The sequence below is a fragment of the Nocardioides pelophilus genome (genome assembly GCF_014180685.1).
Lineage (GTDB): Bacteria > Actinomycetota > Actinomycetes > Propionibacteriales > Nocardioidaceae > Nocardioides > Nocardioides pelophilus.
The window spans coordinates 1-26,404 of record NZ_JACEHF010000038.1 but is presented as its reverse complement, the minus strand read 5'-3'; the positions used below and the strand labels follow the sequence as shown (position 1 = coordinate 26,404).

The window sequence follows — 26,404 nt, the reverse complement described above, 5'->3', positions numbered from 1 at the left end:
CGCCGCCGCCGGCGGCCGGGTGGTGATCGCCGACCGGCCAGGGCTGGTCAGTCCGTTCGAGGACGAGTCGTGAAGATCGACGTCCTGTCGATCTTCCCGGACTACCTGGCTCCGCTGGAGCTCTCACTGCCCGGCAAGGCCCGAGCCAAGGGACTTCTCGACGTCGCCGTGCACGACCTCCGCTCGTTCACCCACGACCGCCACCACACCACCGACGACACCCCGTACGGCGGCGGCGCCGGCATGGTGATGAAGCCCGAGCCGTGGGGCGAGGCCTTCGAGGCGCTCGCGATCGGCGAGCACGACACCATCGTCTTCACCACGCCGTCGGGCGCACGCTTCGACCAGCGCAAGGCCGAGGAGCTGTCTGCCCGGCCGCGGCTGGTCTTCGCGTGCGGCCGCTACGAGGGCATCGACCAGCGGGTGATCGAGCATGCTCGGGAGATCGCGCGGGTCGAGGAGATCTCGCTCGGCGACTACGTGCTCAACGGCGGCGAGGTGGCCGCGCTGGCGATCATCGAGGCCGTGGTGCGGCTGATCCCGGGCTTCATGGGCAACCCGGAGTCACTGGTCGAGGAGTCCCACGCGGGCGACAGCGGCGGCCTGCTGGAGTACCCCGTCTACACCAAACCCCCGGTCTGGAACGGTCGCGAGGTCCCCGCGGTGCTGCGGTCCGGCGACCACGGCGCGATCGCCCGCTGGCGTCACGAGCAGGCCCGACGTCGTACGGCGGAGCGCCGCCCCGACCTGCTCGCCCCCTCGACCCTCGACGACGGCACTCCGATCGCGCGCGCCGTCCCCGGCGATGCTCCGGAGCTGCTGACCCTGCAGCGTGCCTGCTGGGTGCAGGAGGCGCTCGCCAACCCCGGCGTCGAGATCCCTGCGTTGCACGAGTCGCTCGCCGACGTCCGGGACTGGCTGGGGGAGTGGGACACCTACGTCGTCCGCCGCGCAGGGCGGCTGGTCGGCGCCGTACGCGGCCGGCTCGAGGGTGATGCCTGGGACATCGGGCGGATCATGGTCGCGCCCGACCTCCAGGGCGAGGGCCTCGGGCGGCGGTTGTTGGAGCACATCCAGGCCGTCGCAGCGGAGGCCGCGACGTCGTACGTCCTCTTCACCGGCGCCGGCAGCGAGCGCAACCTGAAGATGTACAAGAAGGCCGGGTTCCGGCTCCGCAGCGACGTCCCCGCCCCGCCCGGAGCGGTCGTGCTGACCAAGCCGCGGCGCGCCGGAGCCTGAGAACAGGCTGAAAAACCTGTAACACCGGCGAAACACGTTAGGTCGTGAGGTGAAACGACCCGTCGCGAGTATTCGAGCCATCGTGTGGCCAGCAACGACGGTGGCCGACTGTGGGTCGAGGCAGGCCCCGTACCTCCCGAGGAGTCTATTTCCATGGACATTGCAGTTCTGTGGTTGCTGATCACGGCAGCCCTCGTGCTCTTCATGACGCCAGGCCTGGCGTTCTTCTACGGCGGCCTGGTCAAGTCGAAGAGCGTGATCTCGATGATGATGCTCAGCTTCGGCAGCATCGGCGTCGTCGGTGTGCTCTGGATCCTGTTCGGCTTCAACCAGGCTTACGTCGACGGTTCTGACGCCGACTGGATCCCGCGCGTGCTCGGCAACCCGTTCTCCGACTTCGGGCTGCAGGACGCCGCCAAGGCCGCCTTCGCCGGCGAGGACGGCTCCGGGGTGGTCATGGCGAGCGCCATCTTCGGCGCCACCTTCGCCATCATCACCGTGGCGCTGGTCTCCGGTGCGATCGCTGACCGTGCCCGCTTCTGGCCCTGGATGCTCTTCGCCGCGCTCTTCGCGACTCTGGTCTACTTCCCCGTCGCCTCCTGGGTCTTCGCGTTCGACGCGACCGGTGACTTCACCGGCTGGGTCAACAAGCTCGACGAGACCTTCGGCTACTCGACCGGCACCATCGACTTCGCCGGTGGCACCGCGGTCCACATCAACGCAGGTGCTGCGGCGCTCGCACTCGCGCTGGTGCTCGGCAAGCGCAAGGTCGGCTTCTCGAAGGAGGAGGCGCAGCCCCACAACGTGCCGCTGGTCCTCATCGGTGCGGCGATCCTGTGGTTCGGCTGGTTCGGCTTCAACGGTGGCGCGGCCATCGCTGACGGCCAGGTCGGTCTGATCTTCGTCAACACCATGGTGTGCCCCGCCGCCGCGCTGGTCGGTTGGATCGTCGTAGAGCACTTCAAGGAGGGCAAGCCCACCGCTGTCGGCGCCGCCTCGGGCATCGTTGCCGGTCTGGTCGCGATCACCCCGTCGTGCGCCAACCTGACGCCGATCTGGGCGATCGTGCTCGGCCTCGTCGCCGGCGCCGTCTGCGCCTTCGCAATCGAGCTCAAGTACAAGATCGGTGTCGACGACACGCTCGACGTCGTCGGTATCCACCTCGTTGCGGGTGTCATCGGCACGCTCTACCTGGGCTTCTTCGCCATCGACACCGGCCTCTTCACCGGCGGCAACCTCGAGCAGCTCGTGGTGCAGGCCATCCCGGCGTTCTCGATCATGGCCTACTCGTTCATCGTCGCCTTCATCCTGGGCACGGTCATCGAGAAGACGATCGGGTTCCGCGCCAAGGAGGAGGACGAGATCGCAGGTATCGACCTCGTGCTCCACGGTGAGGGCTACGCGATCTGACCCACGCTCGACCCATGCAGGTCCGTCCCGGCTTTGCCGGGGCGGACCTGCTGTCGTTGACGCCCCAGCCTGCTGGTGGTCGAGGACGTCGCCGCTGACCGGACGCCGCCGCTGATTGAGGTGCGAGCGCACCTCGACCACCGGGAGAGGGGTCTCGTGACGGTCGCTGCGCGACCTCCTCGACCACCGGGAACGGGGTCTCGTGACGGTCGCTGCGCGACCTCCTCGACCACCGGGACAGCGCGCGTCCGCCGCTGGTTGAGGTGCGAGCGCAGCGAGCCTCGAAACCAAGGCGCCCGCACGTCCGCCCTGGACCTGCTCTGGCGCGCCCCGGGCGTGTCCCGGGGGTCTCGTGACGGTCGCTGCGCGACCTCCTCGACCACCGACGGCGCGCGTCCGCCGCTGGTTGAGGTGCGAGCGCAGCGAGCCTCGAAACCAAGGCGCCCGCACGTCCGCCCTGAACCTGCTCTGGCGCGCGCCGGGCATGCCCGGGGGTCTCGTGACGGTCGCTGCGCGACCTCCTCGACCACCGCGGGCGCGCGTCCGCCGCTGGTTGAGGTGCGAGCGCAGCGAGCCTCGAAACCAAGGCGCCCGCACGTCCGCCCTGAACCTGCTCTGGCGCGCCCCGGGCATGCCCCGGGGGTCTCGTGACGGTCGCTGCGCGACCTCCTCGAGCACCGACGGTGATGAGCTGCGCGACCTCCTCGACCACCGACGGCAGGGGTCTCGTGACGGTCGCTGCGCGACCTCCTCGACCACCGACGGTGACGAGCTGCGCGACCTCCTCGACCACCGACGACAGGGGTCTCGTGACGGTCGCTGCGCGACCTCCTCGATCACCGCGACGGCTACCTCCTCGACCGAGGCCGGGGGGAGAGGGGTCAGCGGTCGCGCAGGCGGCGGCTCGAGGCCTGGATCCGGTGGCTGAGGTCGTCGACCTCGTCGAGGACCGACTGGGCGAGCCAGACCGGGGCGCGGCGCGACCGGGGGACCTTCGACAGCACGCGGGCGTCGACGAGCGTCGTGATCGCCGTGCGGGCGGTGGACTCGGAGGTGTCCACGCGCTCCATCACCAGCGCGACGTTCACGATCGGCTCCTCCGTCAGCAGGTCGAGGAGTCGGTGCAGCGCCGTTCCCGGGCGTGAACCGCCGACCGCCTCGTGCCACTCCGTCCGTAGGTCGCGCAGCCGCGCCGCCGTACGCCAGGACTCCGCGGTGGCCACGCTCGTCGCCGAGGCGAGCATCGCGATCAGCGGCGCCGCGGCGCCACTGCGGTAGTCGTTCAGGGCGCCGAAGTAGCGCTCCCGGTGGGCGACCAACGCGGAGGCGATCGGCACGGTGAGGTGGCGGGAGGCGCGGCGTCGGCGAAGCACGGCGTGGATCAACGCGCGCCCGATCCGCCCGTTGCCGTCGATGAAGGGGTGGATCGACTCGAACTGCGCGTGGACGATCGCCGCCTGAACCAGGGTCGGTACGTCGTCGCGGTTGGCGTAGGCGAACAGGTCGTCGAGGTAGTCGGGGACCGTCTCCGGCGGCGGGGGGACGTGCAGCGCGTTGGCGGGGGCGTAGTCGCTGCCACCGACCCAGTTCTGGGTGGTGCGGAACTTCCCGGCCCGGTGCGCCTCGTCGGGGTGGCGACGGAACAGGTCGTGGTGGGCCCTGAGGATGGCCTCGGGCGTGATCGCGCGGCTCGACTCGGCNAGGATGGCCTCGGGCGTGATCGCGCGGCTCGACTCGGCGTCGGCGATCATCCGGGTCAGCGCCGAGGTGGCCGAGGCCATCGAGATCGCCGACGCGTTGGCGCCCACGCCGAGGAGGGCGCGCCCGTAGTCGGCGAGGCTGGCGTCGACGTTCTCGATCTTGGAGGAGTCGACAGCCTCCGCCCGCAGCTGCAGGTGGTTGAGGGCCTTGAGGGTCCGGCCGTGCACGAGGTCGAGGTGCCCGAGGTCGCCGGCGCTCGCGGTCGTCATCGCCGCCAGGGGCCGCTCGATCGGGTAGTCACGGTCGGCGATGAGCGGCGGGAGTGCGACCGTGATCTCGCGGACCTGCCGGTCGGCCCGCGGTCCCCGCGCGACCCGCTGCCGATAGGGGCGCTGCTCGAAGGTGTGGGGCGCCCAGTCGAGCGGTGGGCCGGGGTCGGTCACGGGGACATTGTCCCAGGGAGCCCGGGTGCGCGGATTCCACCACCGCCGGAGGGGGATCTGCTGTAGAAACCAGGCCATGGGCACCCCTGGGGGTCGACGGCTGCGACCGCTGGCCGTGATCTGCGCACTCCTGTTCGTGCTGTGGGGTGCGGCCTCGGCGGGGTCGCTGGTCGTCCAGATCCAGGAGCTCAACGAGTACGGCTGGCCCGACGAGAACTCCGACGGCGAGGTCGTCGCCTGGACGACGCTCTACCTCTCGGCCGCCGCGAGCGGGTGCTGGGTGGCGATCTGGGGACTGTTCGGTCTCGCGTGGCGGCCGCCGTTGCACTTCGGGTTCCTGGCGCTGCTGGTGGCGGTCGCACTCGAGGTCGCCGGCAACCTGGTCCAGGCCGACTACATCGCCGACCTCTCCGGCCGAGCATGGGGGTTCGGCGACCAGATGCAGTGGTACGGCGACCGGGTCACCTTCCAGTCGAACGACCTCTACCTGGACCAGGAGACGGCGGGGTTCTTCATCGCGCTGCCGCTCGTCACGGCGGTCCTGCCGGTCGTGGCCTACCTGGTCGCCCTCCTCTCGGGCGCCGGGCGCAAGCGGCGGATCGCGCCGGCGTACTCCCAGCAGGCGTACCCACCGCAGGCGTACCCACAGCAGCAGCAGGCGTACCAGCCCCCACCGCAGCAGCAGGCGTACCAGCCCCCACCGCCGGCGTACCAGCCTCCGCCGCAGCCGCCACCCCAGCCGCCCCAGCCCCGTGTGCCCTGGCAGCAGGTGCCGCCGGTGGTGCCACCCGCGCGGCCCGCACCGCCCCCGCGGGCGGACCCGCCGGACCAGGAGACACTGCCGTATCAGAAGCCGCCACCGGGCCGCTGAGGCGCCGCTGGCGATTACCGACCGGTCTGGGTCCTGTGCGAGGATTGTCCGTCGGCGACGCGGACGCTTCTGCGTAGACCAGGTTCTGCCACAGGGGAACCCTCACACCGCGCCGCCGCGACTAGGACCACGACCCACATACCGCGGTTGACCTGTGTGCACTCGCGAGGAGCCATCATGAGCAACATCTCTCCGTCCATCGTCGCCGAGCTCGGCAACGCCGCGAAGCGCGACGACATCCCCGCCTTCCGCGCGGGTGACACCGTCAAGGTGCACGTGAAGGTCGTCGAGGGCAACCGGTCCCGGGTCCAGATCTTCCAGGGTGTGGTCATCCGCATCCACGGCAGCGGCGTCGGCCGCACCTTCACCGTCCGCAAGGTCTCCTTCGGCGTCGGTGTCGAGCGGACCTTCCCGCTCCACTCGCCGATCTTCGAGCAGATCGAGATCGTGACCCGCGGTGACGTGCGCCGGGCGAAGCTCTACTACCTGCGCAACCTGCGCGGCAAGGCCGCCAAGATCAAGGAGCGCCGCGAGGCCTGATCGGGCACTGGCTAGAGTCAGTACCTGTGACGACCGACGCCGCCGGGGACCCCGAGGCCATCGACGCGGCCCCCGAGGCTGACTCCCCGAAAGAGGGCGAGGAGGCGGTTGCACCCGTGACGCACAAGAGCGGCGACGGCGATTCCGGCGAGCGCAAGCACCTTCCGGTGTGGCAGGAGAGCTTCCTCCTGCTCGGCATCGCGCTGGTGCTCGCGATCGTCATCAAGACGTTCTTCGTCCAGGCGTTCTACATCCCCTCGGAGTCGATGGAGCCGGGGCTGATCCGCAACGACCGGATCCTCGTCCAGAAGGTCTCCTACTGGTTCGGCAACGACCCGTCCCGGGGCGACGTCGTCGTCTTCGAGGACCCCGGTGGCTGGCTGACCGGCGAGGAGCCGGCGCCGACCGGCCTCGCCAACGTGCTGTCCAAGGTCGGGCTCTACCCGACCGGCGGCCACCTGGTGAAGCGGGTCATCGGGATCGAGGGCGACGTGATCGAGTGCTGCGACAAGGAAGGTCGCATCCTCGTCAACGGCGAGCCGGTCGACGAGACCTCCTACATCGCCGAGCGCGGCAACGAGTGCGCCGGTGCCGGCACCGGCTTCGGGTGCAACTGGACGGTCGGACCGGTGCCGGACGGCAAGCTGTTCGTCCTCGGCGACAACCGCGGCGCGTCTGCCGACTCGCGGGCCCACATGTGCCGCGACGGCGTCGAGAACTGCACGAAGAGCCCCTGGGTCGACACCGACCTGGTGGTCGGGAAGGTCTTCTCCCTGGTGTGGCCGCGAGACCGCTGGTCGTGGGTGAGCAACCCGGGCGTGTTCGACGACGTTCCCGACGACCCCCCGGCCGAGGACTGATCGGCCAGCGCTGATGTCGACGCTGCCGCGGGGATGGACGGTACGACGGGACGCCGGCCTCTACGGCTACGAACGCGCCCTGCGCCGCCACGGGATCGAGCCGATCGCTGGTGTCGACGAAGCCGGGCGTGGGGCCTGTGCCGGACCGCTCGTGGCCGGAGCGGCGATCCTGCCGGCGGGCAAGGCCGGTATCGTTCCTGGGCTCGCCGACTCCAAGCTGCTCACGGCCAAGGCGCGGGAGCGCTGCTACGAGCAGATCATCCGGCGCGCGGTGGCCTGGTCGGTCGTCGTGATGTCGCACGACGAGTGCGACAGGTTGGGCATGCACGTCGTGAACGTCGAGGCGCTGCGGCGCGCGGTCGCCAAGCTCGACGTCGCGCCGTCGTACGTCCTCACCGACGGGTTCCCCGTCGACGGTCTCGGTGCGCCCGGCCTCGCGGTCTGGAAGGGCGACCGGGTCGCCGCTTGCGTCGCGGCGGCGTCCGTGATCGCGAAGGTGACTCGCGACCGGCTGATGGACGAGCTCGACCAGGAGTGGCCGGCGTACGACTTCCGCACCCACAAGGGCTACATCACGCCGACCCACACGGCAGCTCTCGACCAGCACGGCCCGTCGCCGGTCCATCGGATGCGGTTCGTGAACGTGCGTCGCGCCGCCGGTCTCGAGGGTCCCGCTATAGAGTCGGCGTCGTGAGTGCCGAGGAGCTCGAGAAGTACGAGACCGAGCAAGAGCTGACGCTCTACCGCGAGTACCGCGACGTCGTGAAGATCTTCAAGTACGTCGTCGAGACCGACCGTCGTTTCTACCTCTGCAACTCCGTCGACGTGAAGGCGCGCACCGAGGCCGGCGAGGTCTTCTTCGAGGTGACGATCAGTGACGCGTGGGTGTGGGACATGTACCGCCCGGCGCGGTTCGCCAAGAACGTCAAGGTGCTGACGTTCAAGGACGTCAACGTCGAGGAGCTCGCTACGTCCGAAATGGAGCCTCCGAAGGCCTGAAGTGACTAGGTGATCAGGGCCTTTCGTCCTGACTGTCGCCCCGTCTGGACCATTACCTGGCAATGGTCGACCCCGCGCCTTACCGTCGGTAGAAGCCCCCGTCGATAGATCGGCGTGGAGCTTGGCTGGGAGGGCCGAAACTTGGACCGGGAGCGCAATTTTCCCCGGCTCCGTCTGGGGAGAGACTGGGGTCGTCGGCTTCGGCGTGCCCGTAGTCGCGACGAGCGTGGCGCCGTCGGCGTCTTCGTCGCGGTGATCCTGGTCCCGGTGCTGCTGATGATGTCGGCCTTCGTCGTCGACATCGGCGTGCAGCGGGTCGCCCGCGTCGACATGCAGTCTCTTGCCGACGTCGTCGCGATGGACCTCGCCTGGGAGCTCGACGGCGACACCGCGTCGAGCCTCGAGCCGGTGATGGCCACCCGCGCCGCCGAGAGCCTGGCCCGCAACGGCGGCACCGTCGGGTCGCTCGACGAGCCACCGGTCCTCGAGCCGGTGCTCGGCCAGATCGTGGACGGCTTCTTCGTGCCGGTCTCCGGCTCGGAGGTGCCGACGGCGGTCCGGGTCACGGCATCGACCGACGTGGCGTTCGCCTTCGCGGGAATCACCGGTGTGCTGGGCGGAGACGTCAGCCGGTCCGCCGTCGCGACCGCGTCCTCGGGCGCGTGCTTCCGGCTCGGATCGTTCGCCGCGGCTCTCAACAGCGGCGACTCGGCGCTCGCCGGGGTGTTCGAGAGCCTGATGGGCGACGCCCTGGGCGTGAACCTCAAGGCGATCGGCTACCAAGGCCTCGCCACCGCATTCGTCAATCTCGACGCGCTGGCCATCGAGCTCGGCGCCGGCACGATCGACGCGCTGGTCAGCCAGGGCAACATCTCGGTCGCCGGACTCCTGTCGGCGAGCTCCCGGGTGCTGAGCAACCAGGGCGACACCGCTGCCGCTGCGACCATGGGCACGATCGCCGCCCGAGTCACTGCCGGCCTGACCATGAGTGTGGGCGACCTGGTGACGATCGGCGACGGTTCCACGGTCAGTGGGTCCATCAACGCGCTCGACCTGGTCGGCTCGGCAGGTCTGGCCGCGACGAGCGAGGTCGCGAACGGCAACAACTTCCTCGACACCGGTGTCGTCTGGAGCGACCCGTGGCTCTCCAAGGGCGACGTGAAGCTGTCGGTCATCGAGGCGCCGCAGCAGGCCTGCGGGCGCCCGGGCGGCGGCGTCACCGCGCGGACCGCCCAGGTCGACCTGGAGACGAACCTGGCGCTCGAGCTCAGCGGGGAGAAGATCTCGGGGCTCGACGTACGCACCTCCGACGGCACCAACAAGAGCAACATCAAGGTGCGGGCGACGGTGGCGTCGGCGACCGGCACCCTCAGCGGCATGAAGTGCGGAGCCGGCACGGCCGCCGACCCGGAGGAGATCCGGGTCCGGGTCAACTCCCAGGGCACGTCGGCCAGCATCGACGTGGCCTTCCTGCTGCAAGGCGAGATCTCCACCAACGGCATCCTGTCCGCCGCCTACCTGAACAGCCTGAACCTGGGTGCCCTCGCCTCCGTCTCGCTCGACCTCAACCTCTCGGTCGAGGCCGGCGCGGTCCTGGCGACGGGCCCCCGGTACGCGACCGGCGAGACGATCTACCGGGTCCCGCCGCGCAACTACTTCGATCCGGAGCCCAGTCTCGACTCCGGCGAGGCGGTCTCCATCCCGGCGCCGTCGGACGTCGAGTTCGCCGCTTCCAGCACTGCCCGGTTGAAGGTCAAGCTCCCGCTGGTCCCCGCGACCTACATCAACCTCAGCACCGCCCCCGGCAGTGAGCTCGGGCAATGGCTGTACGGCGACCTGGCCGACACCGTGCTCAACGGCAACAACCGGATCGGGATCTCCCTGGCCAACGCGGTCGAGAACGTGAACAAGGCCCTGGACCCGGTCTCGGCGCTCCTCGGCCTGCGGGTCAACGGCTCGGACGTGTTCGGCGTCCCGCGGCCGGCCTGCGGCCTGCCCCGCCTGGTCGGGTGATCTCGCTAGTCCGTTGGGACTACGGCGCGTTGCCGAGCGGGTGGAATCGACCGGGACCGCTGACGGGGCGGTTCGACGGCGCTAGTCTCCGAGAACAGGGCGAGGGACTGCCCGGCCGAGTGCTTGAGGGAGCACCCAGGGGGAGTGAAGGTGGAGGGGCCATGCGTCGTGCGCTGCGATGGGGAGCAGGAAGTCGCGATACCGGTCGAGATGACCGGGGAGCGGCTGCGCTGGAGTTCGGCCTGGTGCTCGTCCCGCTCCTGATCCTGGTCGTCGGGATCATCAACTTCGGGTGGATGCTGTCGTTCCGGCAGAACGTGAGCCAAGCCGCGGCGGAGGGTGCCCGCGCCGCGGCGGTGCAGCCGCCCGGCACCGGTGCCGTCGCCCGGGAGGACGCGGCCGAGGCCGCGATCGACGACGCGCTGGCCGAGACCTACGGCGTCGACTGCAGCACCGGCATCTGCGACATCGAGCCCGACATCGCCTGCACCAGCGGTCCGGCGTCCGCGCGGTGTGCGCAGGTGACGCTGACGGTGCAGCAGGAGGACTTCATCCTGGTCCCGGGTCTGGGATTCGGCTTCATCATGCCTGACACTCTCACCTACACGACCGAGGTGCGGATCAGTTGATCGGCGGCGCGCTGCGTCGCGTCGGTCTGCGTCGCAAGAGGTCCCGGGACGAGCGGGGCACGGTGGCGGTCATGACCGCCATCCTGGTCAGCCTGGTGCTGCTCTTCATCGCGGCCTTCGCGATCGACCTGGGCGTGCAGCGCACTGCCCGGCGCGACATGCAGGCGGTGGCGGACATCGTCGCCCTCGACATGGGCCGGCTCATCGACGGACGCACCCGCGCGGAGATCGAGGCGGGCTCGAGCACTCAGCCGTCCGCGGCCGAGCAGCTGAGCTGGAGCGTGGCCAACAACGACGACAACACCGTCGGCGACGAGCCGGACGTCGACGCGTACTGGGTCGAGGTTGCTGCCGACGGCTCCTACCCCCAGGCAGGCGGGATCCCGGTCCAGGTCGGCGCGGGACAGGCACCGAACGGCGTCGTGGTGATCGCGGGCGCCTCGGTGGGATTCGCCTTCGGCGGGGTCACCGGCATCACCTCGGCCGACGTGCAGCGCTCCGCGGTCGCGGTGGCGGAGGAGAGCGCCTGCTTCAGCATCGGCTCGTACGCCGCCCGCCTCGACACCAGCAGCTCGGCGCTGCTCAACCCGATCCTCGAGGGCGTGCTCGGTGGGGGCATCAACCTCGACGTCCTGAGCTACAACGGAATCGTCGACGCCGACGTCAGCCTGCTGGACCTCGCGATCGACCTCGGCCTCGGCTCCGTCGACGAGCTGCTGGCGGCGAACGTCAACGCCGGCGACCTGCTGATCGCCGCCGCCAACGTGCTGCAGGCCGACGGCACGTCCGACGTCAACGTCCTGAACCTGGTGGCCGCGCAGCTGGGTGGCCTCACGGTGTCCCTCGGCGACCTGGTGAGCGCAGAGCCGGGCACCGGCGCGGCCGAGACGGCCACGATCAACGCCCTCGACCTGCTGGCCGGCACTGTCCTGGTCGCCAACGGGTCGTCGGCGCTCAGCATCCCGGAGCTGGCAGCGAACCTGCCCCTGACCGGCACCGACCTGACCACCAGCCTGTCGATCATCGAGAAGGCCCGGCAGCGCTGCGGCAAGCGCGGTGGTACGGCGGACACCGCGCAGGTCGCGCTGTCGGTCGGCGGCACCCTCGCGTCGCTGCCGAACGTCCTGGGCCTGACCGCGGCGGCGACCGCTGACATCGGGGTCAACGTGGCGTCGGCCCGGGGCACGCTCACCGACATCATCTGCGGCAGCGAGACGGCCGCCGACCCGAGCGGAGAGGACGTGCAGGTCACCAGCGGCGTGGTCGGCGCGTCCACCTCGGTCACCGTCGACCTGTCCGGCAACGTGCTCGGGGCCACCGTCCCCGGCCTCGACGCGCTGGCGTCGATCAGCCTCAGCGGCCGCGTCACGCTGACCGCGGCCACGGGCGACCCGTCGACCGTCCGGACGGCCGAGATCAGGGTGCCGAACAACCCGGCGGACTGGGGCGAGGCCTACCCCCTCGGTTCGGGTGACCTCGGCCTCAACACCGCCCAGGTGGACGCCGACTGGCAGACCGGTCCGACGGTCACCGTCAAGCTGCTCGGCATCCCGATCGTCCTCAGCGCGAACCAGACCGCGGCGCTGCTGACCGACGTGCTCTCGGCGCTGGTGAGCTCCGTCGTCGACCCGCTGCTCACCGCGGTGAACGACAGCCTGCTCAGGCCGCTCTTCGACCTGCTCGGCCTGAACGTCGGCGGCGCCGACGTGTTCGGGCAGCGTCCCTACTGCAGCCACTCTTCGCTGGTGGGTTAGCCCACCTGGCGTCCACAGTCCCGCCCGGGGCGGCGGTTCTCCACAACGCCGCCCCGGGCCTGGGTCGATCGTCCGACCCACCCGCCACGCTGACGGGCATGACAGAGACGACGACGGCGCAGGCGCGGCAGGCACTCGGGGCCTACGGCGAGAACGTGGCAGCTCGCCACCTGGTCGACCAGGGGCTGGTGCTGCTGGAGCGCAACTGGCGATGCGACGAGGGCGAGGTCGATCTCGTCCTCCGCGACGGGGCGACCCTCGTCGTGTGCGAGGTCAAGACCCGCTCCACCCTCCGGTCCGGCACCCCGCACGAGGCGATCACCGACGAGAAGCTCGCCCGGCTCAAGCGGCTGGGCGAACGCTGGGCCAGCGAGCGCGGTGTGAGGCCCGACGGCACCCGCGTCGACCTGGTCGCCGTGCTCCGACCGCGGCGCGGGCCGGCTGTCGTCGACCACGTCGTAGGGCTCTACTGATGCCGTTCGCCACCACCCACACGGTCGCGCTCAACGGTGCCGTCGGCCACCTCATCGACGTGCAGGCCGACGTGTCGCCGGGTCAGGCGGGCGTGACCGTGGTCGGTCGCGCCGACGCCGCCCTGCGCGAGGGGCAGGACCGGGTGCGGATGGCGGTGATCAACAGCGGGCTCCGGTGGCCGACGACCAAGCGGACGACGATCCTGCTCTCGCCGGCCGACCTCCCGAAGTCGGGCACCCACTTCGACCTCGCGATCGCGGTCGCCGTGCTCGCAGCCGACGCCGCCCTCCCCGCCGACGCGCTCCGCGCGACGGCGTTCATCGGCGAGCTCTCCCTGTCCGGGGGCCTGCGCCCGGCGGTGGGGGTGCTGCCGATGGTGCTGGCGGCGGCCGAGCGCGGCATCGCCCGGGTGTTCGTTCCTGAGCCGCAGCTGCCGGAGGCGACGATGGTCCCCGGGCTCGACGTGCTCGGAGCGCGGTCGCTGGCGCAGGTGGTCGCCCAGCTGCGCCAGGAGGAGGTCCCGTCCGCGCCGCCGGTCGCTGCAGCATCCGGGGCCCAGCTGCTCAGCTGGCGGGGGGAGGAGCGGCTCGACGAGCTCGACTTCGCCGATCTGCACGGCCTGCGCGACGTGAAGTACGCCGTCGAGGTCGCCGCAGCCGGCGGACACCCGATCCTGCTCTCCGGCCCCAAGGGCTCTGGCAAGACCAGCATCGCCGAACGGGTGCCGACGATCCTCCCGGACCTCTCGGCCGAGGAGTCGCTCGAGCTGACGGCCGTGCACTCGCTGGCCGGCGTCCTCGACCCGGCGCAGGGGATGGTGACCCGTCCGCCGTACTCCGCCCCCCACCACGACGCCAGCAAGGCGAGCATCGTCGGGGGCGGGCAGGGCCAGGTGCGTCCGGGCGAGATCAGCCGCGCCCACTTGGGCGTGCTCTTCCTCGACGAGTTCCCGCTCTTCCGGCTCGACGTGATCGAGGCGCTCCGGCAGCCGCTCGAGAGCGGTGACATCACGGTCGCTCGCCAGGAGGAGTCGGTGACCCTGCCGGCGCGCACCCTGCTGGTCCTCGCCGCCAACCCGTGTCCGTGCGGGGAGTACAGCGCCGAGCCGGGCGCCAACCACTGCCACTGCCTCGAGACCGTCCGTCGCAACTACCGGCGCCGGTTGTCCGGGCCGATCTCCGACCGGATCGACATCACCCGCCACGTCGCTCCGGCCCGGGTCTCGGAACGCGACGAGTTCCGGCCAGCCGAGACGTCCGAGGTGCTGCGGCGCCGGGTCGCGGCCGCGCGTGAGCGGCAGCGGATCCGGTTCGCCGACCGCAGCTGGCGCCTCAACGGCCAGATCCCCAGTCAGCTGCTCAAGCGGGAGTTCGGCATCGCCCCGGCGGGACAACGTCTCATCGACACCGAGACGTTCCGGGGCAGGCTCAGTGCCCGCGGCGCGGTGCGGGTGCAGCGCCTGGCTTGGACGGTCGCGGACCTCCGCTCCGTCCGCGACGGACGGGACATCCGGCCGGGGCCGGCCGAGGTCGTCACCGCGCTGCGCCTGCGCAACGGCGATCCCCTCGATCTCCGGATGATCGACGGCGGCCCCGGTCGGCGGCGGCCCGACGCGATGGGCGGGATCGATGACGGGTGCGAGGTCGCGGAGCACGCCGGATGAGCGATGACGAGCGTCTCGCCCGGGTCACCCTCAGCGTGGTCGGCGAGCCTGGTCAGGCGCGGATGTTGGACCTTGCCGGCCAGCTCGGCCCGCGTGGCCTCCTGCAGCGGCTCCGCGAGCAGTCGGACCTCAGCGACGTCTCCGCGGCCGTCACCGGTCGACTTGCCGAGGTCGACCCCGAGCGCGAGCTCGCGCAGGCGGAGCGGCAGGGCATCCGCTTCGTCATCCCCGGTGATCCGGAGTGGCCGGCGCAGCTCGACGACCTGGCCACGGCCGGGACGCTGCAGGAGCGCGGAGGGGTGCCGGTGGGCCTCTGGGTCAAGGGGCCGCTCCGGTTGACCGACCTTGCCGGATCGGTCGCGGTGGTCGGGTCCCGGTCGTCGACGTCGTACGGCGAGCGCGTGGCCGGCGACATCGCGGCCGCCGTCGGTCTCGGCGGCCGGGTGACGGTCTCGGGAGGAGCGTTCGGTATCGACTACGCCAGCCACCGCGGAGCGGTGAGCACGGGTTCGCCGACCGTGGCGGTCCTGGCCTGCGGTGCCGACCGGGTCTACCCGGCCGCGCACCGGGAGATGCTCACCTATCTGGGGCGCGAGCACGCGGTGGTGTCGGAAGCCCCGCTGGGGGCCGCGCCGCACCGGATCCGGTTCCTCGCCCGCAACCGGCTGATCGCGGCGCTCACCCGCGGCACGGTGGTGGTCGAGGCAGCGGCCCGGAGCGGTGCGCTGAACACCGTCAACTGGGCGCAGCGTCTCAACCGGCCGGTGATGGGTGTCCCGGGGCCGGTGACCAGCGCCTGCTCCGTCGGCATCCATCACCTGATCCGTTCCGGGGTGGCGATGCTGGTGACGGGTGGTGACGACGTGCTCGAGCTGGTCGGAGAGGCGGGGGAGCACCTGGTGGCGGATCCGCGCGGTCCCGAGGAGCCGCGCGACGCGCTGCCGGTTCGCGAGCGACAGGTGCTCGACGCCGTCCCGGTGGCCGCGGGTGCCCCGCTGTCATCGATCGCCCGGGTCGCCGGCCTCGGCGCCGAGGAGGTGCGAGGGATCCTCGGGCGGCTCGACGAGCGGGGTTTCGTCGAGGCCGATGGTGTCGGGTGGCGGCTGGGCGCTGCTGCACGCTGATCCGGGGTCGCGCCTCCCGTGGGAAGGGTGCGGCCGTTCCTACACTCGACACGTGTCTGCCGAACTGCCCGTGCCGGCTCCGGAGGACGACCTCCCGGAGCCGCTGACGCGGGTGCTCGGCGACTACGAGCGGCATCTCGCCTCCGAGCGCAACCTCGCACCCCACACGGTCAAGGCCTACTCCGCCGACATCGCGGCCCTCCTGGAGCATGCGCACCGGCTCGGGCACACCGACGTCGCCGAGCTCGACCTGCGGACCCTCCGCAGCTGGCTCGCGAAGCAGCAGACGATGGGACGCACCCGCGCCACCCTCGCGCGGCGCGCGACCGCGGCCCGGGTCTTCACCGCCTGGCTGGCCCGCACCGGTCGGGCGCCCACCGACGCCGGCTCTGCGCTCGGGTCACCGAAGCCCCACCAGACGCTGCCGAGCGTGCTCCGGATCGACGAGGCGCGTGACCTGATCGCGGCCGCCACCGCCCTCGCCGACGACGGCAGCGCGGTCGGACTGCGCGACGTCGCGATGCTCGAGCTTCTCTATGCCACCGGCATGCGCGTCGGAGAGCTCTGTGGACTCGACGTCGACGACGTCGACCGCGAGCGCAACGTGGTCCGCGTGTTCGGCAAGGGCCGCAAGGAGCGCACGGTGCCCTTCGGCCAACCGGCGGCCGCGGCCCTCGACGCCTGGCTGCACCGGGGCCGCGGATCGCTGGCGAACGGGACCTCGGGTCCCGCTCTGTTCCTCGGTGCCCGCGGCGGTCGGATCGACCAACGCGCGGTGCGCACGCTCGTGCACCGGCGGATCGCCGAGGTGCCGGGCGCGCCCGATCTCGGTCCGCACGGCCTGCGGCACACGGCGGCGACCCACCTGCTCGAGGGCGGCGCCGACCTGCGGTCTGTCCAGGAGCTGCTCGGGCACGCCTCGCTGGCGACCACCCAGCGCTACACCCACGTCACCACCGACCGGCTCCGCAAGGCCTACCGTCAGGCACACCCGCGCGCGTAGGTGCCCGGTCACGGGTCAGCCGCCAGCGGGCGCCAGTCGGCGTAGGGCATCGGCAGCGACGACGGGGAGTGGCGCCCGAGTGGTCCTCGAGGAGGCGAGTGACGAGCGGTCTCGAAGGGGAGGTCACGCCACAGCGGCAGCAACCGGACCGGCCCGGCGCCCACCAGCCGGAGCGGGTCGAGATAGGTCTCTCCGCGCAGCCACCCCCAGTGCAGGCACGCCCGCGGGGCGCAGTGGGAACGGAACGCCTGAAGGCTGCCGAGGATCGCCCCCTGGGCGACCGATGCGCCCACCGACACCCGGGCGGCGACGGGCTCGTAGGTCGTGCGGGTGTCGCCGTGGCTGACGACCACGACACCGCGACCGGCGAGGGACCCGGCGAAGGTCACCGTGCCGGCGAGGGCGGCGTGCACGGCTTGGCCCGGGTGGCCGAGCAGGTCCACGCCGCGGTGTCCCGGCCCGTACGGCGACGCGGGCGGGTCGAAGAGCGCGACGACGTCGGGCTCGGGCCGCAGCGGCCACTCGCCCACCGGGTCGTCGTCGCCGGCTCCCGGCGCCGCAGCGACCATGACCAGAAGCGCGGCCGGGAGCAGCGCTCGAAACAGGCGGATGAGCGGGTGCATGGACCCACTGTCGCGGGGACCACCGGCCACGCGGACGCCGTACGTCTCCGGCTGTGGACGACCTGCACGGCGGGGTCCCTTGTGGAGAGTTTCTGGCCGACCCGGCGCCAAGTTGGAGCCGGGTCGGCGATTGGTGGAGGAGGAGCAACGGCGGGTACCCTGAGCGGACCGGTTCCAGGACCGTCCGCGACGGCTGCCCGCCCGACCTGACGCGACTGGCCGGAATTCGCACGTCAGCAGACCACGACGGCGCTCTCCTCGAGTGCCGACCGCCCGTGGGTGCCGGCTCTCAGTCCCGAGCGATCGGGTCGGGCCGCACGCAGGCGTCAGGCCCAACTGAAAACAACCCCAATAGGAGACACCATCATGGCTGTCGTGACCATGCGCCAGCTCCTCGAGAGCGGCGTCCACTTCGGACACCAGACCCGGCGCTGGAACCCGAAGATGAAGCGCTTCATCATGACCGAGCGCAACGGCATCTACATCATCGACCTGCAGCAGTCGCTGGCCTACATCGACCGCAGCTACGCCTTCATCAAGGAGACCGTGGCCAAGGGCGGGACGATCATGTTCATCGGGACCAAGAAGCAGGCCCAGGAGGCGATCGCCGAGCAGGCGACCCGCGTCGGGATGCCCTACGTCAACCAGCGTTGGCTCGGCGGCATGCTCACCAACTTCCAGACGATGAGCCAGCGGATCAACCGCCTCAAGGAGCTCGACGACGTCGACTTCGAGACGGTGGCCGGCTCGGGTCGCACGAAGAAGGAGCTCCTGCAGATGAAGCGGGAGCACATCAAGCTCGAGAAGACCCTCGGTGGCATCCGCGAGATGGGTCGCACCCCGTCCGCGGTGTGGATCGTCGACACCAACAAGGAGCACCTGGCCGTCGACGAGGCGCGCAAGCTGCGCATCCCGATCATCGCGATCCTCGACTCCAACTGCGACCCGGACCTGGTCGACTTCCCGATCCCGGGCAACGACGACGCCATCCGCGCGGTCGGCCTGCTGACCCGCGTCGTCGCTGACGCCGTCGCCGAAGGCCTCATCTCCCGGTCCGGCGCCAAGACGGACGGTGCGACCACCACTGCCGAGGAGCCGCTGGCCGAGTGGGAGCGCGAGCTGCTCGGCGGCGAGGCTGCCGAGGTCGCCGTCGAGGCGACCGGTGGCGACGCTGCGACCGACGAGCCGGCCTCCGAGGCGACCGGTGGCGACGCTGCGACCGACGAGCCGGCCTCCGAGGCGACCGGTGCGGCCGCTGAGGGCGCCGAGGCCGCCGAGGTCAAGACCGACGCCGCCGACGAGGCGCCCGCCGTCGAGACCGCTGAGGCTGCTGCCGAGACGGAGACCCCCGTCGAGGAGACCGAGGCGACCGCCGAGACCGAGGCTCCGGCCGAGGCCTGATCGGCCCGCGTCACCACCTCGTCACCTCAACCACACCCCACGTAGATCCGAGGGAGGATCCATGGCATTCACCGCTGCCGACGTCAAGAAGCTCCGTGAGCTGACCCAGGCCGGGATGATGGACTGCAAGAAGGCGCTCGACGAGACCGACGGCGACTTCGACAAGGCCGTCGAGCTGCTCCGCGTGAAGGGCGCCGCCAAGGCGGCCAAGCGCGGCGCGGAGCGCGAGGCCTCGGCCGGCCTGGTGGCCGCCGCCGGCGGTGCGCTCATCGAGCTCAAGTCCGAGACCGACTTCGTCGCGAAGAACGACGAGTTCATCGCGACCGCGCAGAAGATCGCCGAGGCGGTCGACGCCGCAAAGGCGACCGACGCCGAGGCTGCCAAGGCGCTGCCGCTGGGCGACAGCACCGTCGGCCAGGTCGTCGAGAACCTCGCGATCACCATCGGCGAGAAGATCGAGCTCGGGCAGGTCGCCTACTTCGACGGCCCGACCACGGTCTACCTGCACAAGCGGGCGGCTGACCTGCCGCCGGCCGTCGGAGTGCTCGTCGAGTACGACGGCGACGAGGCCGCTGCCCGCGGCGCGGCGATGCAGGTCGCCGCGCTCAAGGCGCAGTACCTCACCCGCGACGAGGTCCCCGCGGACGTCGTCGCCGCCGAGAAGGACGTCCTCACCAAGAAGACGCTCGAGGAGGGCAAGCCCGAGGCCGCGGTCGCCAAGATCGTCGAAGGCCGTCTCGGTGGCTTCTTCCGCGAGATCGTCCTGCTCGAGCAGGAGTCGGTGACCGAGGCGAAGAAGACGGTCAAGTCCGTCCTCGACGCCTCCGGCACGACCGTGAAGCGGTTCGCTCGTTTCGAGGTCGGTGCCTGACGCACCCAGCAGCCCGAAGGCCGGTCCCACGAAGGTGGGGCCGGCCTTCGCTGTTTTGGGTTTGCGGGGGCCGGCCGTCGGATAGTTTTCGGGGACGTGCGCCTCGCTCATCGAGGGGCTGTCAGCGTGAGACGAAGGAGATCGTCAAGTGGGACTCTTCCAGGCCGCCATCGGCGCCATCGGCGGCACGCTCGCGGACCAGTGGGTCGACTTCTTCGGCGTCCCGGACGGGGTGAGCCCGACCGCGGCGATCTTCCCCGCGGTGCGCAAGGGTGAGAACGCCGGGCGCGGCGGCAACGACCGGGCGTCGGACGGCGTCATCACCAACGGGTCGAAGTTCGTCGTCCCCGAGGGCTACGGCCTGGTGCTGCTCGAGGACGGAGCGTTCACCGGCTTCGCCGCAGAGCCCGGTGCCTACGAGTGGAAGTCCGACGAGGCGGCGTCGCAGTCCGTCTTCACGGGTGGCGGGCTCGTCGACTCCGTCATCAAGCAGAGCTGGGAGCGGTTCAAGTTCGGCGGCCGCCCTTCGGCGCAGCAGAACGCGGTGTTCGTGGCGCTCAAGGAACTGCCCAACAACAAGTTCGGCACCCAGTCGGAGATCTACTGGGACGACGCGTTCCTGAACACCCAGGTGGGCGCCATCACCCGCGGCACCTACACCCTCAAGATCACCGACCCGCTGACCTTCATCCGCAACTTCGTCCCTGCCGGCATCATCGGCGGCCACGGCGTCTTCGACTTCACCGACATCGACAACCCCGCCGGTGAGCAGCTGTTCAACGAGGTCGTCGGCTCGTTGGCTCCGGCGTTCTCGATGTACACCAACGACCCTGCCAAGGGGAACCGGATCGCCCGTCTCCAGCAGGACTCGATCGGGTTCGCGCAGTCCCTGTCCGCGGCGGTCGAGCAGAACTACCAGTGGAAGACCGGCCGCGGCCTCGAGATCGTCAAGACCGCGATCATCTCGATCGAGTACGACGCCAACACCCGCGAGCTGCTCAAGAACGTCCAGCGGGCCGACGCCCTGTCCGGCTCGCGCGGCAACTCGAACCTGCAGGCATCGGTCGCGGCCGGCTTCGAGGCAGCCGGCGAGAACGCCGGACCGGGTGGACTGATCGGGATGGGCATGGCGGCCGGCGGTGCGGGGATCGGTGGTCTCCAGCAGCCGGTGGCTCCCGCCGCCCCAGCCGCCCCCGCAGCCCCGGCGGCTCCCGCGGCTCCCGCGGCGCCGGCAGCTGAGGATCCGATGGCGGTTCTCAAGCGCGCCAAGGAGATGCTCGACGCCGGCCTCATCACCCAGGCCGACTACGACGCGGCAAAGGCGAAGGCGCTCGGGCTCTGAGATGACGCAGGAGTCAATGGAACCGCAACAACCCACCTTCGACGGGCCCCCGCTCTCCCTCGAGGAAGAGCTCGCGGCAGCCAAGGCCGAGCCTGAGCCCGGACCGAGCATCGAGACCATCAACCAGTCCCTCAAGGACGGTCTCAACAAGTGCCCGAAGTGCGGCTCGACCGATGTCTCGCTCCGCGGGTCGACGGGCAACCTCGTCTGCCACTTCTGTCGCAACGAGTGGCAGGAGGCCCGCGTCGAGGAGGAGTTCGGTCTCGGCGAGGGCATCGACCAGCTCGAGGGCACCGTCATCGCCAGCGGCGCCAAGGACATCCTGGCCGATGCCGCCGACATGCTCACCTTCAAGTGCGAGGCCTGCGGTGCCGAGGTGGTCGTCGACACGGCGCACGCCCTCAACGCCCGGTGCCACTGGTGCCGGCACACCCTCAACGTCAACCAGCAGATCCCCAACGGCGCCGTGCCGGACGCCGTCCTGCCGTTCAAGCTGACCAAGGTGGAGGCGGTCGAGAGGATCCGCGAGTTCGCCTCCAAGCGCCGGCTCTTCGCCCACCGGCAGTTCAAGAAGGAGTTCGTCCCCGAGAACGTGCTCGGCGTCTATCTCCCGTACCTGGTCATCGATGCCCGCGCGGAGTCCCAGTACTGGGGCAAGGGCGAGGTCCAGACCCGGCGGTGGACGGAGAAGCAAGGTGACAACAACGTCACGTACTACGCCGCCGACGTCTACCAGCTCGCGCGGCAGGTGAGCTTCACCGTCGACGACCTCACCATCGAGGGCTCCGCGGAGCGGGCGCACTTCGGGCCGGCCAACACCAACAACATCATCAACACGATCCTGCCGTTCGACACCAAGAACGCCGTCCAGTGGAACGCGAGCTACCTGGTCGGGTTCACCAGCGAGAAGCGCGACGTCAACGTCGAAGGGGTCAAGCCCGTACTCGAGGACCAGCTGCTCTCGATCGGCAGGTCGGAGGTCAGCGGCTCGCTGGGCAAGTTCGACCGCGGCGTGCGGTGGGAGCAGGAGAAGATCGACGTCGCCGGCTCGCGCTGGGTGTCGATGTACCTCCCGGTGTGGCTCTACTCCTACCAGCAGGAGAGCAACAAGCTCCTCCACTACATCGCGGTCAACGCTCGGACGGGGGAGACGATGGGCAGCATCCCGGTGTCGCAGCCCAAGCTGCTGCTCGCGGCCTCCACGGTCGGGACGTTCCTCGAAGGCATCGCCGGCGCGATCCTGGTGGCGTCCGCATGAGCATCGAGCTGATCCTCACCCTCACCCAGGCCGTGCCCGGACTCCTCCCGCTGGCCGGCGACGACAACCCGATCTGGCTGCTCGCGGCCGGACCGATCGGCGGCGCGGCGACGTACTGGGCGATCTACCGCTACTACCGCAACACCGACAAGTCGCACGCCTACGAGCGCGACACCATCATCGAGTCCCAGCCGGTGCAGGGCGGCGAGGACCGGGTCGACCACATCTCCAAGACGCGGGACGCCAGCATCGACGGGAAGAACAGCGGCAACCACCGCGTACGGGTGCAGCGGATCCGTTGAGCGTGCCGAGTGACCGACCGGTAGGGTCGGCTGCGTGACGGGTTACAGGCGGGTGTTGCTGAAGCTGTCCGGCGAGGTGTTCGGCGGCGGCAAGCTCGGCGTCGACCCCGATGTGGTGCAGTCGGTCGCCAAGGAGATCGCCTCCGTCGTCGACGCCGGCACCCAGATCGCGGTCGTCATCGGCGGCGGCAACTTCTTCCGCGGTGCCGAGCTGCAACAGCGCGGCATGGACCGCGCCCGCGCCGACTACATGGGCATGCTCGGCATCGTCATGAACTGCCTGGCCCTGCAGGACTTCCTCGAGAAGCTCGGCAAGGACACCCGGGTGCAGTCGGCGATCACGATGGGCCAGGTCGCCGAGCCCTACATCCCGCGCCGCGCGATCCGCCACATGGAGAAGGGGAGGGTCGTGATCTTCGGCGCCGGCATGGGCATGCCGTACTTCTCGACCGACACGGTGGCGGTCCAGCGGGCGCTCGAGAGCAAGTGCGACGTCGTACTCGTGGCCAAGAGCGGCGTCGACGGCGTCTACAGCGCCGACCCGCACCTCGACCCGACGGCGACCAAGTACGACGCGCTGACCTACGACGAGGCGATCATGCGGGGGCTGAGGATCATGGACCAGACCGCGTTCGCGCTGTGCGGGGAGAACAAGCTCCCGATGGTCGTCTTCGGCATGGAGCCGGAGGGCAACATCCTGCGGGTCGTCCAGGGTGAGAAGATCGGCACGCTGGTCAGCGCCGGCTGACCCCACCAACCCGAGCTAGGAGCACCAGGTGATCAACGACATCCTCAACGAGGCCGACGGCAAGATGGACAAGTCGGTCGCCGCGACCCGCGAGGAGTTCGCGACCATCCGGGCGGGCCGCGTGCAGCCGAGCATGTTCAGCAAGATCATGGTCGACTACTACGGCACCCCCACGCCCATCCAGCAGCTCGCGTCGTTCACGGCGCCCGAGGCGCGGATCATCCTGGTCCAGCCCTTCGACATGGGCGCGATGGCGAACGTCGAGAAGGCGATCCGGGAGTCCGACCTGGGCGTCAACCCGGCCAACGACGGCAAGGTCCTGCGCTGCGTGTTCCCCGAGCTGACCGAGGACCGCCGCAAGGAGTTCATCAAGCTCGCGCGCGAGAAGGCCGAGGGCGGCAAGGTCGCCGTCCGCCAGGTGCGCCAGAAGGCCAAGCAGAACCTCGAGCGTCTCGAGAAGGACGGCGAGGCCGGCAAGGACGACGTCGCCGGCGCCGAGAAGCGCCTCGACGGCATCACCAAGCAGCACACCGATGCCATCGACGAGCTGCTGAAGCACAAGGAAGCCGAGCTCCTCGAGGTCTGATCCTCGATGGACGACAACTCGATGACCGACGCCACGCCGCCTGCCGAAGTCCCCTCGCCCGCACCGCCGGCCGTGAAGGACCACGGCCGGGCCGGCCGTGACCTCAAGGCTGCGGTCGCGTCCGCGGTGGTGCTGCTGTCGGCGATCGGCGCATCCCTGTACTTCTGGAAGCCGGCGTTCATGCTGATCGTCGCCGCGGCCGTCGTTGTGGCTGTCTGGGAGCTCCGCAAGGGGATGCTCGCCAAGGGCATCGACCTGCCCGAGCAGCCGCTGATGATCGGCGGCGTCGTGATGGTCGTCGTCGCGTTCGTCTCCGGGGCGGAGGCGCTGGTGACGGCGACCGCGGTCACGGCGCTCGTCGTCATGCTCTGGCTGCTCCGACGCGGGATCGACGGCTACGTCAAGAACGCCACCGCCTCGGTGTTCACCCTCATCTACCTGCCGTTCCTCGGCTCCTTCGTCGCCCTGATGCTGGCCGAGGGTGGGCTGAACGGTGGAGGTCTCGACGACGACGGTGTCGCCGGGATCATCACCTTCATCGTGGTCACGATCGCCTCCGACATCGGGGGCTACGTCGCCGGCGTGCTCTTCGGCAAGCACCCGATGGCGCCGGTGATCTCGCCCAAGAAGTCGTGGGAGGGCTTCGCCGGGTCGCTGCTGGCGTGCCTGGGTGTCGGCTGGGCCCTCGTCGTCTACCTGCTCGACGGCGAGTGGTGGGTCGGCCTGTGCCTCGGCCTGATCGCGGTCGTGATGGCGACCCTCGGCGACCTGTGCGAGTCGGTCATCAAGCGCGACCTCGGCATCAAGGACATGAGCCAGGTGATCCCCGGCCACGGCGGCCTGATGGACCGGCTCGACTCGCTCCTCGCGACGATCGCCCCGATCTGGCTGCTGCTGCACTACGCCGTCTTCTCCTAGCGTCCGGGCGGACACGAGGATCACGCTCCCGCGCCCTCCGGCCGCTACGATCGAGGGCGATGGAGCAGGCTGTGGACACCCCCGGGCCGACCGCGACCGACCCCACGTGGGGCGACGCGGCGGTCGATGCTGCTCCCGTCGCGACCGACCAGGAGCAGGCCGGGAAGCGCAACCGGCTCCCCGACTGGTGGCACCGCGACCACCCGGTCTTCGTGCCCCTCGCCGGCTTCTTCACCGGAATGGTCTTCATCATCCTGGTCCCGGGCACCTACGCGGCCGTGCTGAAGGCGCTGGTCGGCTTCGAGCGGGCCGAGGAGCTGTTCCCGTTCGTGCTGCTCACCCTGGTGGTGCCGATCGGCCTGCTGGTGCCCCACCACACCCGCGGGTTCGGCCGCTACATGCTGTTCGGTGTGCTCGCGACCGCCCTGGTCGTGGTCGGCGTCGCGTTCGGCGTCCTCTGGTTCCTGCTCAACCGCGACGGCTGAGCGGGATGTCCGAGTCCGCCGAACCCATCAGGCTGCCCCTCGTCCTCGCGGAGCCGCGGGGCCGCAAGAAGCCACCCCCGCACCTGGCCGACCTCGCGCCCGACGAGCGCAAGGCCCGCCTGGTCGAGCTCGGACTGCCGGGCTTCCGCGCCAAGCAGCTGTCGACCCACTACTTCGCCCGCCTGGTCGACGACCCGGCTGCGATGACCGACCTGCCGGCCGCCCAGCGCGAGGAGCTCGTCGCCGCACTCCTGCCGGAGCTGATGACCCCGCTCCGCACCCTGGAGGCGGACCGCGGCACCACCCGCAAGACCCTGTGGCGGCTGTTCGACGGCGCGCTCGTCGAGTCGGTGCTGATGCGCTACCCCGGGCGGGTGACCATGTGCGTCTCCAGCCAGGCGGGCTGCGGCATGGCGTGCCCGTTCTGCGCCACCGGCCAGGGCGGGCTCCAGCGCAACATGTCGACCGCCGAGATCGTGGAGCAGGTGGTCGCCGGCGCCCGGGCGCTCGCACGCGACGAGGTGCCGGGCGGCCCCGGCCGGGTCTCCAACGTCGTGTTCATGGGCATGGGCGAGCCGATGGCCAACTACAACGCCGTGCTCGGCGCCGTACGCCGGCTCACCGACCCGGCTCCCGACGGCCTCGGCATGTCCGCGCGCGGGATCACCGTCTCCACCGTGGGTCTGGTGCCGCGGATCCGTCAGCTCGCCGACGAGGGCATCCCGGTGACCCTCGCGCTCAGCCTGCACGCGCCCGACGACGAGCTGCGCAACGAGCTGGTCCCGATCAACACCCGGTTCTCCGTGGCCGAGACCGTCGAGGCGGCCTGGAGCTATGCCGACAAGACCAAGCGCCGGGTCTCGATCGAGTACGCCATGATGCGCGGCATCAACGACCAGGGCTGGCGCGCCGACCTGCTCGCCGATGTGCTCCTGGCCCACGGCGACTGGGGCTGGGTCCACGTCAACCTGATCCCGCTCAATCCCACCCCCGGTTCGAAGTGGACCGCCTCCGACCCCGCCGACGAGCGCGAGTTCGTCCGCCGTCTCGAGGCCCGTGGGGTGCCGACGACGGTGCGCGACACCCGCGGGCGCGAGATCGACGGCGCCTGCGGCCAGCTGGCCGCCGCGCCGGAGGAGGCGCGGTC

The 26,404-nt window shown here is 70.6% G+C and carries 26 protein-coding genes and 1 pseudogene; 25 read left to right on the top strand and 2 right to left on the bottom strand.

Annotated elements, in window-relative coordinates; all coding sequences use genetic code 11:
- Positions 1-69: 69 nt before the first annotated feature.
- The 3 genes and pseudogenes from trmD to H0488_RS09270 form a co-directional block, all read left to right on the top strand.
- A pseudogene (gene trmD / locus H0488_RS24005) lies at positions 70-750 on the top strand (tRNA (guanosine(37)-N1)-methyltransferase TrmD); the annotation flags it as partial.
- Between the two features lie 93 nt (positions 751-843).
- The gene (locus H0488_RS24000) at positions 844-1,239 is read left to right on the top strand and encodes a GNAT family N-acetyltransferase (protein ID WP_312856263.1); all 396 of its coding nucleotides are present in this window, start codon (positions 844-846) and stop codon (positions 1,237-1,239) included.
- 153 nt (positions 1,240-1,392) lie between these two features.
- Positions 1,393-2,649, top strand: coding sequence for an ammonium transporter (locus H0488_RS09270; protein WP_183098992.1), 1,257 nt, complete (start codon positions 1,393-1,395; stop codon positions 2,647-2,649).
- 881 nt (positions 2,650-3,530) lie between these two features.
- Here the strand turns inward: H0488_RS09270 and H0488_RS23995 are convergent.
- Positions 3,531-4,400, bottom strand: a complete 870-nt coding sequence (locus H0488_RS23995) for a Fic family protein (protein WP_246371700.1) — start codon at positions 4,398-4,400, stop codon at positions 3,531-3,533.
- A gap of 469 nt (positions 4,401-4,869) precedes the next feature.
- Here H0488_RS23995 and H0488_RS09260 point away from each other — a divergent pair, with 469 nt between their 5' ends.
- From H0488_RS09260 to H0488_RS09205, 12 genes are all read left to right on the top strand, one after another.
- Entirely contained in the window at positions 4,870-5,664 is a 795-nt protein-coding gene (locus tag H0488_RS09260; RefSeq protein ID WP_183098990.1) for a hypothetical protein, read from the top strand.
- Positions 5,665-5,841: 177 nt separating this feature from the next.
- Positions 5,842-6,204, top strand: a complete 363-nt coding sequence (rplS, locus tag H0488_RS09255) for a 50S ribosomal protein L19 (RefSeq protein ID WP_183098989.1) — start codon at positions 5,842-5,844, stop codon at positions 6,202-6,204.
- Positions 6,205-6,230: 26 nt separating this feature from the next.
- Complete coding sequence (lepB, locus tag H0488_RS09250) at positions 6,231-7,064, top strand: signal peptidase I (protein WP_312856261.1); 834 nt, start codon at positions 6,231-6,233, stop codon at positions 7,062-7,064.
- 13 nt (positions 7,065-7,077) lie between these two features.
- Positions 7,078-7,758 carry a ribonuclease HII gene (locus tag H0488_RS09245; protein WP_183098988.1) on the top strand — a complete coding sequence of 227 codons (681 nt, stop codon included), beginning with the start codon at positions 7,078-7,080 and terminating at the stop codon, positions 7,756-7,758.
- The gene (locus H0488_RS09240; RefSeq protein WP_183098987.1) at positions 7,755-8,063 is read left to right on the top strand and encodes a DUF2469 domain-containing protein; all 309 of its coding nucleotides are present in this window, start codon (positions 7,755-7,757) and stop codon (positions 8,061-8,063) included. The genes H0488_RS09245 and H0488_RS09240 overlap by 4 nt, the downstream gene beginning before the upstream one ends.
- Positions 8,064-8,315: 252 nt before the next feature.
- Entirely contained in the window at positions 8,316-10,076 is a 1,761-nt protein-coding gene (locus H0488_RS09235; RefSeq protein WP_183098986.1) for a Tad domain-containing protein, read from the top strand.
- 161 nt (positions 10,077-10,237) lie between these two features.
- A complete protein-coding gene (locus H0488_RS09230) occupies positions 10,238-10,705 on the top strand; it encodes a TadE/TadG family type IV pilus assembly protein (RefSeq protein ID WP_183098985.1) in 468 nt (155 codons plus the stop codon).
- A 71-nt stretch (positions 10,706-10,776) separates the two neighbouring features.
- Positions 10,777-12,459, top strand: a complete 1,683-nt coding sequence (locus tag H0488_RS09225) for a Tad domain-containing protein (RefSeq protein ID WP_183098984.1) — start codon at positions 10,777-10,779, stop codon at positions 12,457-12,459.
- Positions 12,460-12,557: 98 nt separating this feature from the next.
- Positions 12,558-12,932, top strand: coding sequence for a YraN family protein (locus tag H0488_RS09220; protein WP_183098983.1), 375 nt, complete (start codon positions 12,558-12,560; stop codon positions 12,930-12,932).
- The gene (locus H0488_RS09215) at positions 12,932-14,596 is read left to right on the top strand and encodes a YifB family Mg chelatase-like AAA ATPase (protein ID WP_183098982.1); all 1,665 of its coding nucleotides are present in this window, start codon (positions 12,932-12,934) and stop codon (positions 14,594-14,596) included. Before H0488_RS09220 ends, H0488_RS09215 begins: the two co-directional genes overlap by 1 nt.
- On the top strand, positions 14,593-15,720 hold the full coding sequence (gene dprA, locus H0488_RS09210) for a DNA-processing protein DprA (protein WP_183098981.1): 1,128 nt from the start codon (positions 14,593-14,595) through the stop codon (positions 15,718-15,720). Before H0488_RS09215 ends, dprA begins: the two co-directional genes overlap by 4 nt.
- A gap of 52 nt (positions 15,721-15,772) precedes the next feature.
- Positions 15,773-16,723, top strand: a complete 951-nt coding sequence (locus H0488_RS09205) for a tyrosine recombinase XerC (RefSeq protein WP_312856259.1) — start codon at positions 15,773-15,775, stop codon at positions 16,721-16,723.
- Positions 16,724-16,731: 8 nt separating this feature from the next.
- Here the strand turns inward: H0488_RS09205 and H0488_RS09200 are convergent, their stop codons facing one another.
- Positions 16,732-17,346, bottom strand: a complete 615-nt coding sequence (locus tag H0488_RS09200) for a M23 family metallopeptidase (RefSeq protein WP_183098979.1) — start codon at positions 17,344-17,346, stop codon at positions 16,732-16,734.
- Positions 17,347-17,712: 366 nt separating this feature from the next.
- Here H0488_RS09200 and rpsB point away from each other — a divergent pair, with 366 nt between their 5' ends.
- The 10 genes from rpsB to rlmN all read left to right on the top strand — a co-directional run.
- On the top strand, positions 17,713-18,747 hold the full coding sequence (gene rpsB / locus H0488_RS09195; RefSeq protein ID WP_183098978.1) for a 30S ribosomal protein S2: 1,035 nt from the start codon (positions 17,713-17,715) through the stop codon (positions 18,745-18,747).
- Positions 18,748-18,808: 61 nt separating this feature from the next.
- Positions 18,809-19,618 carry a translation elongation factor Ts gene (gene tsf, locus H0488_RS09190; RefSeq protein WP_183098977.1) on the top strand — a complete coding sequence of 270 codons (810 nt, stop codon included), beginning with the start codon at positions 18,809-18,811 and terminating at the stop codon, positions 19,616-19,618.
- 148 nt (positions 19,619-19,766) lie between these two features.
- Positions 19,767-20,960 carry an SPFH domain-containing protein gene (locus H0488_RS09185; protein ID WP_183098976.1) on the top strand — a complete coding sequence of 398 codons (1,194 nt, stop codon included), beginning with the start codon at positions 19,767-19,769 and terminating at the stop codon, positions 20,958-20,960.
- Positions 20,961-20,976: 16 nt separating this feature from the next.
- Positions 20,977-22,218: a TFIIB-type zinc ribbon-containing protein gene (locus H0488_RS09180; protein ID WP_220794369.1), complete on the top strand. Its 1,242-nt coding sequence runs from the start codon at positions 20,977-20,979 to the stop codon at positions 22,216-22,218.
- Positions 22,215-22,520 (top strand): hypothetical protein, encoded by a 306-nt coding sequence (locus H0488_RS09175; RefSeq protein ID WP_220794368.1) that lies wholly within the window; start codon positions 22,215-22,217, stop codon positions 22,518-22,520. The genes H0488_RS09180 and H0488_RS09175 overlap by 4 nt, the downstream gene beginning before the upstream one ends.
- Before the next feature lie 34 nt (positions 22,521-22,554).
- On the top strand, positions 22,555-23,268 hold the full coding sequence (pyrH, locus tag H0488_RS09170; RefSeq protein ID WP_183098974.1) for a UMP kinase: 714 nt from the start codon (positions 22,555-22,557) through the stop codon (positions 23,266-23,268).
- A 31-nt stretch (positions 23,269-23,299) separates the two neighbouring features.
- Entirely contained in the window at positions 23,300-23,854 is a 555-nt protein-coding gene (gene frr / locus H0488_RS09165) for a ribosome recycling factor (protein WP_446685607.1), read from the top strand.
- 6 nt (positions 23,855-23,860) lie between these two features.
- Positions 23,861-24,772 carry a phosphatidate cytidylyltransferase gene (locus H0488_RS09160; RefSeq protein ID WP_246371687.1) on the top strand — a complete coding sequence of 304 codons (912 nt, stop codon included), beginning with the start codon at positions 23,861-23,863 and terminating at the stop codon, positions 24,770-24,772.
- Positions 24,773-24,831: 59 nt separating this feature from the next.
- The gene (locus H0488_RS09155) at positions 24,832-25,257 is read left to right on the top strand and encodes a hypothetical protein (RefSeq protein ID WP_183098972.1); all 426 of its coding nucleotides are present in this window, start codon (positions 24,832-24,834) and stop codon (positions 25,255-25,257) included.
- A 5-nt stretch (positions 25,258-25,262) separates the two neighbouring features.
- Positions 25,263-26,404 (top strand): dual-specificity RNA methyltransferase RlmN (gene rlmN, locus H0488_RS09150; RefSeq protein ID WP_183098971.1); only part of this gene is annotated, 1,142 nt, incomplete at its 3' end.

Coding starts and splice junctions, on each gene's coding strand:
- H0488_RS09155 (WP_183098972.1), top strand. CDS start 24,832: ATGGAGCAGGCTGTGGACACCCCCGGGCCGACCGCGACCGACCCCACG.
- dprA (WP_183098981.1), top strand. CDS start 14,593: ATGAGCGATGACGAGCGTCTCGCCCGGGTCACCCTCAGCGTGGTCGGC.
- H0488_RS09245 (WP_183098988.1), top strand. CDS start 7,078: ATGTCGACGCTGCCGCGGGGATGGACGGTACGACGGGACGCCGGCCTC.
- H0488_RS09180 (WP_220794369.1), top strand. CDS start 20,977: ATGGAACCGCAACAACCCACCTTCGACGGGCCCCCGCTCTCCCTCGAG.
- tsf (WP_183098977.1), top strand. CDS start 18,809: ATGGCATTCACCGCTGCCGACGTCAAGAAGCTCCGTGAGCTGACCCAG.
- H0488_RS09225 (WP_183098984.1), top strand. CDS start 10,777: ATGACCGCCATCCTGGTCAGCCTGGTGCTGCTCTTCATCGCGGCCTTC.
- H0488_RS09160 (WP_246371687.1), top strand. CDS start 23,861: ATGGACGACAACTCGATGACCGACGCCACGCCGCCTGCCGAAGTCCCC.
- H0488_RS09200 (WP_183098979.1), bottom strand. CDS start 17,346: ATGCACCCGCTCATCCGCCTGTTTCGAGCGCTGCTCCCGGCCGCGCTT.
- H0488_RS09215 (WP_183098982.1), top strand. CDS start 12,932: ATGCCGTTCGCCACCACCCACACGGTCGCGCTCAACGGTGCCGTCGGC.
- rplS (WP_183098989.1), top strand. CDS start 5,842: ATGAGCAACATCTCTCCGTCCATCGTCGCCGAGCTCGGCAACGCCGCG.
- H0488_RS09220 (WP_183098983.1), top strand. CDS start 12,558: ATGACAGAGACGACGACGGCGCAGGCGCGGCAGGCACTCGGGGCCTAC.
- H0488_RS09175 (WP_220794368.1), top strand. CDS start 22,215: ATGAGCATCGAGCTGATCCTCACCCTCACCCAGGCCGTGCCCGGACTC.
- H0488_RS09270 (WP_183098992.1), top strand. CDS start 1,393: ATGGACATTGCAGTTCTGTGGTTGCTGATCACGGCAGCCCTCGTGCTC.
- rpsB (WP_183098978.1), top strand. CDS start 17,713: ATGGCTGTCGTGACCATGCGCCAGCTCCTCGAGAGCGGCGTCCACTTC.
- H0488_RS09230 (WP_183098985.1), top strand. CDS start 10,238: ATGCGTCGTGCGCTGCGATGGGGAGCAGGAAGTCGCGATACCGGTCGA.
- H0488_RS09260 (WP_183098990.1), top strand. CDS start 4,870: ATGGGCACCCCTGGGGGTCGACGGCTGCGACCGCTGGCCGTGATCTGC.